The sequence below is a fragment of the Pseudomonas sp. NPDC089422 genome (genome assembly GCF_044749405.1).
GTDB lineage: Bacteria > Pseudomonadota > Gammaproteobacteria > Pseudomonadales > Pseudomonadaceae > Aquipseudomonas.
This window is the reverse complement of record NZ_JBIVHW010000014.1, coordinates 161,885-170,972: the sequence shown is the minus strand read 5'-3', so window position 1 is coordinate 170,972 and position 9,088 is coordinate 161,885. Positions and strand designations below refer to the sequence as shown.

Annotated in this window: 10 protein-coding genes; 8 read left to right on the top strand and 2 right to left on the bottom strand. The window is 48.6% G+C overall.

Going from position 1 to position 9,088, the window contains the following annotated elements; all coding sequences use genetic code 11:
* Positions 1-86: 86 nt before the first annotated feature.
* Positions 87-596 carry a class I SAM-dependent methyltransferase gene (locus tag ACIPZ8_RS24055; RefSeq protein WP_400728499.1) on the bottom strand — a complete coding sequence of 170 codons (510 nt, stop codon included), beginning with the start codon at positions 594-596 and terminating at the stop codon, positions 87-89.
* 486 nt (positions 597-1,082) lie between these two features.
* On the opposite strand from ACIPZ8_RS24055, the gene ACIPZ8_RS24050 reads away from it, so the two are divergent.
* The 4 genes from ACIPZ8_RS24050 (at position 1,083) to ACIPZ8_RS24035 (ending at position 6,180) form a co-directional block, all read left to right on the top strand.
* Entirely contained in the window at positions 1,083-1,685 is a 603-nt protein-coding gene (locus ACIPZ8_RS24050) for a hypothetical protein (RefSeq protein WP_400728497.1), read from the top strand.
* A gap of 44 nt (positions 1,686-1,729) precedes the next feature.
* Positions 1,730-3,697 (top strand): hypothetical protein, encoded by a 1,968-nt coding sequence (locus ACIPZ8_RS24045; RefSeq protein WP_400728494.1) that lies wholly within the window; start codon positions 1,730-1,732, stop codon positions 3,695-3,697.
* A 9-nt stretch (positions 3,698-3,706) separates the two neighbouring features.
* Positions 3,707-4,699, top strand: a complete 993-nt coding sequence (locus tag ACIPZ8_RS24040; protein ID WP_400728491.1) for an ATP-binding protein — start codon at positions 3,707-3,709, stop codon at positions 4,697-4,699.
* A gap of 497 nt (positions 4,700-5,196) precedes the next feature.
* Positions 5,197-6,180, top strand: a complete 984-nt coding sequence (locus tag ACIPZ8_RS24035) for a hypothetical protein (protein ID WP_400728488.1) — start codon at positions 5,197-5,199, stop codon at positions 6,178-6,180.
* A 112-nt stretch (positions 6,181-6,292) separates the two neighbouring features.
* On the opposite strand, the gene ACIPZ8_RS24030 is transcribed toward ACIPZ8_RS24035, so the two are convergent.
* The gene (locus ACIPZ8_RS24030) at positions 6,293-6,781 is read right to left on the bottom strand and encodes a helix-turn-helix domain-containing protein (RefSeq protein WP_400728485.1); all 489 of its coding nucleotides are present in this window, start codon (positions 6,779-6,781) and stop codon (positions 6,293-6,295) included.
* Positions 6,782-7,010: 229 nt separating this feature from the next.
* Between ACIPZ8_RS24030 and ACIPZ8_RS24025 the strand changes: the two genes are divergently transcribed.
* The 4 genes from ACIPZ8_RS24025 to ACIPZ8_RS24010 all read left to right on the top strand — a co-directional run bounded on the left by ACIPZ8_RS24025 (position 7,011) and on the right by ACIPZ8_RS24010 (position 9,062).
* The gene (locus ACIPZ8_RS24025; protein ID WP_400728482.1) at positions 7,011-7,415 is read left to right on the top strand and encodes a hypothetical protein; all 405 of its coding nucleotides are present in this window, start codon (positions 7,011-7,013) and stop codon (positions 7,413-7,415) included.
* Positions 7,416-7,417: 2 nt separating this feature from the next.
* Positions 7,418-7,822, top strand: a complete 405-nt coding sequence (locus ACIPZ8_RS24020; protein ID WP_400728479.1) for a DUF6957 family protein — start codon at positions 7,418-7,420, stop codon at positions 7,820-7,822.
* A gap of 86 nt (positions 7,823-7,908) precedes the next feature.
* Positions 7,909-8,640, top strand: coding sequence for a metallophosphoesterase (locus ACIPZ8_RS24015; RefSeq protein ID WP_400728476.1), 732 nt, complete (start codon positions 7,909-7,911; stop codon positions 8,638-8,640).
* Positions 8,641-8,702: 62 nt separating this feature from the next.
* Positions 8,703-9,062 carry a hypothetical protein gene (locus ACIPZ8_RS24010; RefSeq protein ID WP_400728473.1) on the top strand — a complete coding sequence of 120 codons (360 nt, stop codon included), beginning with the start codon at positions 8,703-8,705 and terminating at the stop codon, positions 9,060-9,062.
* Positions 9,063-9,088 lie beyond the last annotated feature (26 nt).

Below are 9,088 nucleotides of genomic sequence, written 5' to 3'. Positions count from 1 at the left end.
CTCTGAAAAACAAAACGCCCGATGCGGTGCATCGGGCGTTTTGAGGCCTGTCGGCCTACCTGAACAGGTGTAAACCTATTTCAGGACTAGACATGTGGATCCAGGCTGGCGTGATAAAGGGTTTCCCCCTCGAATTCGCCCAGCGCCTCGCCATGGGACGGGCCGCTGGTGAACATCAAATACGCACCCGGCGCAGCGTGCTCCTGGAATACCGGGAACATCCGGCGCTGGTCGTCGGGCTTGAGGTGGAAAAAACTGTTCCAGGCCAGGATGCCAGCGAACTGTCGATCAAGTTTCAGCGTGCGCATGTCTGCATGAATCCATTGCTGTTCGCTGAAACGTGCGCGGCACAACGCAAGCATCTTCGCGGAAGAATCCACACCCACGAGCGACAAGCCAGCCTCGATCAGGAATCGTGCAACGGGCTGGCCAGAACCGCAGCCCAGATCGAGCACCACATCAGATGGCTGCAGCAGCGCATGAAAGCGCTCGATCCATTTGCGTTCAGTGAAATGATCGCCGCGCAGTCGATCCCAGGCCGAAGCGTGGCGGTGGTAAAGGTCGATGATCTCATCGGCTGAGGGGTGGTGAGGCATGGGGCATCCTTGAATGGCCAGTTGAACGGCCTGGAGTACACGGAAGAAACGATAACCCCATCTCCGGTAGCTGCTTTAACCAAACAAATCAGTGAGTTGGGAATTTTTATCCCGCTATTCGGTGAGTCAGTCGGTAAAAATTACTTCCCGCATTGAGAAGTAACTTCGACCCCATCGCACCGTTAAGAGGTAAATTAGACCCTATGGCATCACACGTCATTAGGATTAACTAAATGCAATGTCTATCTCATAGTTTTTGTGGGATAAGCCTTGTAGATGAGAGTTTTTATATCTTACTGGTCTTTAAGCGGCTTCGAAAGTAGCAAATCAGTCCTAAACGGCTCCATTCGTCGTACTAAAATTCAGGAAGCAATTTCGTACCTTCGTATCCAGTGAGGCCTATCCAAAATGCCATCACTCAAAGGGCACCGCCGCAAGCAGCTGGCAGCTAGCAGGAAGACGAGTGCTCACAACCGAAGCTTATGGATGACGTACAGCCCCAAAATGGATGCTGACCTCATCATCCTGGGTGATCTAGAGATCATCCATTGGGCTACGGAGCTTGAGACTTCTTCCGACGTGCTGACCTACCGGTTCGATGAAGACGTTAATGTAAGCGTGGACGCGGAAGGGGCAGAGAATTTCAAGAAAGTCAGAGGCATATGGGTTGAGCACAAGGATGGCTCGATTGCACTCCACCAAATCGACCCCAGTGAGAGGCTAGTACCTGACCGAAAAACCATCCCGATTAGATACTGTCTTATAGATCAGGTCATTCGGCACGGACATCTCGTTTCAATTTCTTATGGCCGTCTAGCCTTGGAAGCCCACAAGCTTGGGTTCTGGCTTAAAGTAATTACCATGGCATCACAGGTCAGGGGCTATGTGCTCGACCATGAAATAAAACTTGTTGGATCTCAAGTCCAGTTAATGAAGGAGGGCACTATCCGGTCTCTCCTTGCTGAGCTGTCTTTTTCAGATCAGGCTATCGCACTAGGAGTCATTTGTAGACTAATAATCTCAGGAAGTATTCGAGTTGAAGCGGAAAAAAATGGATTTGGTTATGACACAGTGTGGCACCAACCATGATTAGACGGTCGCGTTCGGAAATTGTGACCCTTATACAGGCATCAATGCCTTGGGAAAGTGTGTCTGAGCAATCATTGCCTCCAGAAACTGCGGCAGTATTTAAGCATCGGAAAAAAGCGCTAGAGATGTATATGGAGGGGTGCACGATATCAGACATAACGCACCAGACCACAGTAGACGGTAGCTATCTAAAAAAAATCATCAAGCGATGTTTGACTGTGGCTCCAAATGGTTTTGTGTACGGATATAGTGCGCTGCTGCCCAATACGGCCATCAAGGTTTACAGGCGGACAAAGCTTGTCGATGCGTCGCTGTGGCAATCGGGTGCAGGCTTCGCCGGAATGTTGGGAGCTACTTTTGAGCGGTACCCAGACCTTAAATCAAGACTCACAGCGCTTATTTTGAAAAGAAATCCAAAGCCAAAGCAAAACGACAAGAGCAAGGTAGTACATGAGTTTTCGAAAAGAGCGATAGATATTCATCTAGACTTTATAGAAATACTCAAGGAGAACGGGCATCCGATAACAGAGTGGCCATTTAATACAACGCATAAGGGAATAAAACCCTTGACTAAGTTTTTCAACGAGGTGCGAGAAGCGCATTATGAGCGTGTGGTGCACCTTACTGGAGATAGTGGCGCGATAGCGCATGTCCCTGTAGGAACTGGCCATCGCTCACTGACCAGGTCGGCAGGCCTGATGGATATGATTGAAATTGATTCGTATACATTTGATGCCATGTTTGTCTTGATTCGTGAGCACGAACATGGTCTAGAAACCTATCATGTATTGAGAAGGTTGCATGTGCTTGTGGCGGTCGAGTCTTTGACTACGGCGGTACTTTGGTATTATGTTGTGCATGGAAACGATGTGAGTGCTGAAGATGTTTTGGCGCTAATACGGCAAATGCTGAGCGCTCAACTTCCGAAACCTGAATTCACCATCAAGAATCTAAAGTTATTAGAGGGCGCAGGGTATCCCGCAGAATTGTTCCCGGAAATGGTGCAAGTTTTGCCATTGATTATTAAAATGGATAATGCGCTTGCGCATCTAGGTCGTAAAGTGAGCACTGAGATGAGGAAGCAAACTGGATGCATCCTCGAATTCGGCGTGCCTGGTCGACCAGAAAGACGTCCACATATAGAGCATGCGTTCAAACGACTAGCGGAAGACTTGATCCAGCGTTTTCCAAGCACTACTGGCTCCGGCCCTAATAATGGTAGAGCGGATGATCCTGAACTAGCAGCTTGCAAATTCCGGATCGCCAGTGATGACTTGGATCAGTTGGTATATACTTATTTCGCGAACCTCAATGCGGAGCCCTCCGAAGGTTTGCGTTTCTTGTCTCCACTGGAAGCCGTTTCACAACTGGTAAAAAAAGATCATTACTTACCGAGGCTTCCGCCAAATGATGTGAGGAAGACGTTAGGAGTGGTTACTGTAACGATTTCTCGCGAGGTAAAAGGAGGGGTAAAAGATGGCCATCGCCCTTATGTCACTATTCATAAAGCCAGATATACCTCCGATCGACTGATTGATAGTCCTGAGCTCATAGGGAAAAAACTCATAATTGAAGTCCAGGAATCGGATTTGCGCGTCGTTAATGCATATTTAGAGAATGGATCACCTATAGGCCCACTCACCGTGCAAGGCGACTGGGTCGAACTACCGCACAGCCTAAGAACTCGAAAAGAGATAAATTCGCTCATTGCTAGAAAGATTATCTTTCGACTTAAGGGCGTGTGTATCGTTACAGTCTATACCCGCCATCTTGAAGCAAATTTAGATAATGCTGCAGCGCGTAAGAGACAAGATAAAAAATCGGGAACTACACTCGACAGAGTAAGGTTTGAACAGTCTCAGAGCTCGCTTGATAATCAGGCTCTGGTTGAACGCGAAACACATGAATTACCCATGTCTTCTCCCTCAGCGGCCGCTACGCCAATACCTAAACGCGAATATCTTGTGCCGCCCAGTGACCTAGATCTCCTAGATTTGGTAAAAAAGCTTTGAGGGGGCATCATGACTACCTATGATCCGCTTGACGCTCAGCAGAAAAAAAATCTCTTTTGGAATCATCCATTAGTGACGAAAGACTATGTTGCATTGACGCCGAGTATGCCTCAAGTGCTTGAGGTAGTCATGGACGCTATCGCGCTTCATAAAAAAAGCCTTGTTTTTAAGGCATTTCCTCGGATGGGAAAAACCACGACATGCAAGTTCGTGCTTAGTGCGCTGGAGCGTCATCCTGCCTACAAGGATAGATCCATCAGTCTGGTCTCTGCGGACACCCTTGGGGAACCAAACCGTAGGGAGAGTATCATCATAAGCCTTGCAAAATTCCTAGGGATCCCCATACCTACCAGGCCGATGGTCGCATCCATACGCACAAAAGTGTTGCATGAGGTAGAAAGCCGGTTGCGGAATCAATCAGGCCGACATTGGATTTTGATTGCAGATGAACTTCAAGCACTTAGCGTGGAAGATTTAGAGCATCTACAATACATGCAAAATGAGCTTGCGCTGCATAATATCGACACGACCCTTATCGGCTTCAGTCAAACACAAATTTCTCACAAAATAACTTTATTGAAGGAGCAAAAGCGTGTGGAGCTGATTGTTCGATTTCTCAATGAGGTATGGGACTTGCCCTATTGTGCTGACCAAGGCTGGATATATCAAACCCTTAAAAGTTACGATGCTGATTTTACTTATCCGGCAGGAAGTAACTGCAGCTACACTCGGTTTTTCTTGCCTCACGCTTATGCCGCTGGTTTTCGAATCGCTGCCGCGGCCCCAGATATTTACAAAGTCATGTCGGCGTCTGCCAAAGCTCTCAGTCTTCCTTTAGTGCCTACTGAATATATATTCGAAGTATCTCGGTTGATCTTGATTCGTTCTAGTGAGCGAGATGCTACAGGTTTTACATTGGCGCGTGAAGACATAGAGTCCATTGTAATCGAGTCTAAGCTGGATGAATACGTCGATATATTAAAGACTATCGGTGCTCTATGATTCCTACAAATCCAGTGCGGCTAACATATCTCCGGCCCGCCTTTAAATATCAGTCATCTTGGCTTGTGTTTCTTCACTTGATCAAATGGAATCATCTGAAATCCTTTTCTGAAATACGCGATATCATAGGATTGCCGCGAGGGCAGGTTTCAGTCAGGGATCGCTGGTGGGTCTGCGAGCATGTTCCTCATTGGAGAGTAGAACGGGCATGTGGGCTTCCGCTTGGCGAGCTTAAATACTCGTATATAGATGGATGGTTTCCCTTACCTGTAGATTGGAGGCGTCATACGTTGGAAATGAGGCCGCGCCCAAAGATTAGGCATTGCCCGGAATGCATTAAATATGGATATCATTCTGTAGTATTCTATTTTGAGTGCATCTCACACTGCCCGTGGCATCATTTGCCTCTGGAGTATTGCCGAAATTGCTCCGACGCATTACAAAGAAAGAGGCACGAAAAGCATGGTATTGCAGCTATTGCAGAAGAATGCCGACACATGAAGGTAATACTTGGCATAGAATCGCCTGAAGAAATTTCAATAGACTATATTGTTAAAATTGAGGACTGGTGTGATCGGTTCAGGGGATGGGTAAAAGATGGTCAAAAACTGATCGGTGAAGCTGTATATGAGGTTGTAGTGGAATTACCTTCCAATCGTCAGAATGTAAATATAGTCTTCCAGTATCTGGCATGGCATACCTATCGATCTGGGCAATCGACAAAACTTTATGCGCCAATCAGATTTCTAAAGATTCCGCGGTCAAAGCTCGCGATTACAAACCCTGCGAAAGAGAGCGATAGAGAGGCGACACGACCCAAAGGCGAACTAAATTATGTTATTGCTACGGCCAAGTCAATAAGGCGCTATATATTTAATCGATACATACGATTGCATAGGAAATGTTTTTCACGTATCGCTCGCTTGAGTGAAGAGTCTTGGTATTCATTGAATCTTGAGTCTGTCTGCCCCTGTGTAATGGCTTATTTGATTATTCTGTCGCGGCAATGGGGGGTTTCACCTTGGCATTTACTGCATATGCAAACTAGTCATGTGGAAACATTTCTCAATAGACTTTGGCTGAGTCGTAAAACACGGGCTTGCGAGGTTGAAGTGGCAATGTATAAATTGATTGGTGACTTTTATCGGGTATGGAGCGTTCTTCGTCATTATAAAGATTTGAATTGTTGGGCGCTGGTCTTAAACTACAGGCATGAAGGCGTTTACACCACCTACGTCGCGCCAATGATATTTGAGACTGCTCGTGAGTATCGCGGCTATATTCATCGCGATGCGCTCATATTTATGGAGAATCCAGAAGTAGCGCTCGCAGGTAGCATTGCAAATTGCACCTGTCGTCGCAGACATTCTTTACTAGTACATGTTGATCCTCTTGATAACTACTCACTTATCAGAAATCAGAATATTTTTTGCATATTTATCAATAAAAACTCTAAAAGCGGTCTTCGTCTTGATTTGTAGCGTGTCGCTTCTCGTTATAATCTTTTTAATATTTATTAGGAGCTGACCTTTAAAGTAATGTCGTACTTAAGCAGTGCAAGCAATTTATGTATACGACATCTCCGCAATACCACTAATCTTGAGCTTTACGCCAAATTCTACCAACAGTCGTTTGGTGAATCCCTAACTCTCTAGCAGTTTCACTTTGACTGAAACCCTTATCTCGAAGTTTCAACGCTTCCTGGATGATGCTATCAGGAAGGCTCCATCCTGCTTTTTCCTTCACTAGCTTGCCATCTGAGAAGTGCTTTGGCATGTCGGCAACGATGCCCAGAGCATCAAGCTTTTGAATTTCCTTTTTCAGATCCGCACGACGCTCCCCGATGGACAACCGCTCATCATAGCTTGAGGCCACCATCAACAAAGCTATCGGATCGAAGGATAGGGCTTCAGCAATGCTGCCTAGCATCTCCAATGTAACGCCGGTTTTGGCGTTTTCCAGACGCTGAAGGTGGCGAGGCTCAATCTTGGTCTTGATCTTTGCATACAGCTGATCACGAGACATCCCGCGGCCGGCGCGCGCGAGACGCAGCACTGCCGCGAGGGCTTCCCTCGATACCATGTCGAATCCTCAAAAGTGAGGATAAGGCCATATTGATCCTATGCACGCCATGACATATAGTTCATGGCGTGCATAGGATGGCCACCTTGGGTCTCGCAACCCGCGTGGAGTCTAAGGCTAGCGGTATCGGCCTCCAGCCAACGAATGGCAAAAAATGACGATCATGGTCGAGAGTATGGCCTTCAGTGACCGTTGCGTGTGGACTATCCCGTCGTAGGGAGTCCCCCTCATGCGACCAGCAATGCTAGGAAGAAATGTGTTTTTGACGAAGAGCGATGAGCTCCAAGGGAGGTTCAGGATTGAGGACTCAGAAGTCCTGTTCTGGAAATCCATCAACCTGAGCCGCTGCACCTATGTGTTTCTAGTCGAAGGGGTAGGTTTCGATGCAGGCGCCCTTGGCCCTACATCACAGCTTGTGTTTGACGTATCAACTATCAAGTCACTCTGGGAAAACGGATCACCAGAGCTCCTGAGCGTGCACAGGGTGTACGTGATTCCTCCACTAGCCCTACGCAAGGTCGGTTGCTACATGGAGCCGCTGTCTGAGATCCGAATCAGCGGTGGTAGTGAGAGGTCTCCTGTCTATGAGTTCGTTACAGACACCGGTCGTGTTTTCAGCAGCGATGAGGTCTGACCATGGCTGTCACGCTTGAAGAGGTGAGTGAGTTTTTCTACGGGCGAGGGGAGGTTGTCTCGGGATGGGAGGGTGACGATGGCGCGCTGATAGAGCTCGCTCAGGCGTATCACCCGGGTAAGCCGTATTGCTTGGTGCGTAAGTGGATCGTTGCCGACCTGCAACTCTCACAGGCAGAGCTGGAACGATTGAAATCTGAGGCGGTACAGCCTTTGGTGCTTTTTGCTCATGAAGTTGTCCGAGACAGTCGCAATCGATTTGCCCCTGGGCACTGGGTGCGCAGCAACTTTGGGATCTCGCACAACAACCCATGCATGTTCGAAACCAGGAGCACGGTTTACCTTCTGCTAGGTGATGGCTGCAAGAAGCGCGCTACCCTCAACACGGTTTTTTCACTGCGTCCCTAGCTCAATCCGAGAGCTAGCCCGGCTTCCCTTCGGTGAAGCCTTGGAGAAGCGATCCATACAATGCTGCTCGGAGCGTGAGAGAGCTGATGAAGGTTTTGGTGTATTCAGATTTGCATTTGGAATTTCGGGGCTTCGAGCCGCCCCAGGTCGACGCCGATTTGGTGGTGCTCGCTGGAGACATATCCGTGCGCGGTCAGGGCGTGGCTTGGGCCAACCAAACCTTCAGATGCCCAGTCATCTACGTCCCCGGTAACCACGAGTACTACAAAGGCGGGCATCTGGATCGTACGCTCATCAAGATGAAGCAGGCTGCGGATGAGCATGTGCATGTCCTCGAAAACGAATGCCTGGTCATTGGTGATACCCGATTTTTGGTGACCACCGCCTGGACAGACTTCACCTCAACCGGCGATTACAAAAAAGCCATGTATGAGTGTTGGGAGTGGATGAATGATTTCAAGGTCATTCGAAGCGGGGAGGGGTTCAGGAAGCTTCGCCCCGTTGATCTCATTGCTCGGAACATGACCGCTCGCGATTTTCTCGCCACCGAGCTCGCTACTCTATTTGACGGACAAACGGTTGTGATCACTCATCACTGCCCGATCCAGGATGTCGCCGGTAATGGGCATGAAGGCCATCTGGGCGCGGCGTATTTCAACCAGTGGCATGACTTGGTCGCTCAGGCTGATGTCTGGGTTTTTGGTCACACGCATCACGCGGTCGACACCGTCATTTCCGGCTGCCGACTCGTATCGAACCCGAAAGGCTATCCGGGCGAGCGCACCAGTTTCTCGCCGGATTTCACCATCGAGATTTAATCTGCCGTGGGCAGTACTCTCGCGTCGAGCACAAGGGTCAGGAGTAGGAGCAGGAACAACGAATGTCAGATGAAGTCGTTATCGAATACTACATCAAAGAGCTCTCGGTTTTTCAGCTCAAGCGGATCTTGCGGGGGATGGCTTTCAGGTACCCGTCACCTGTTACCGGCTACTTGAGCGATGTTTTCATCACGTCGGATTGCGCTGTAGGCATCGTATTTGGCCACACTGATCCAGGGCAATATGAGCAACGGGCGGATGGGCACATCCTGCAAACGTCTAGCATCGAGCATCTGAAGAAGGTGGGGCGTTACTGGGTGATTACTACCGCAGAGGGACTATTTGTGCTGACGTCTTTCAAGCGGGGATTGGGAAGGGCGAGCTTACGAGCGCTTATTGCGGGAATGATTCCAACAACATAGCCAGACGCTTCCATGCGCTGGATGAA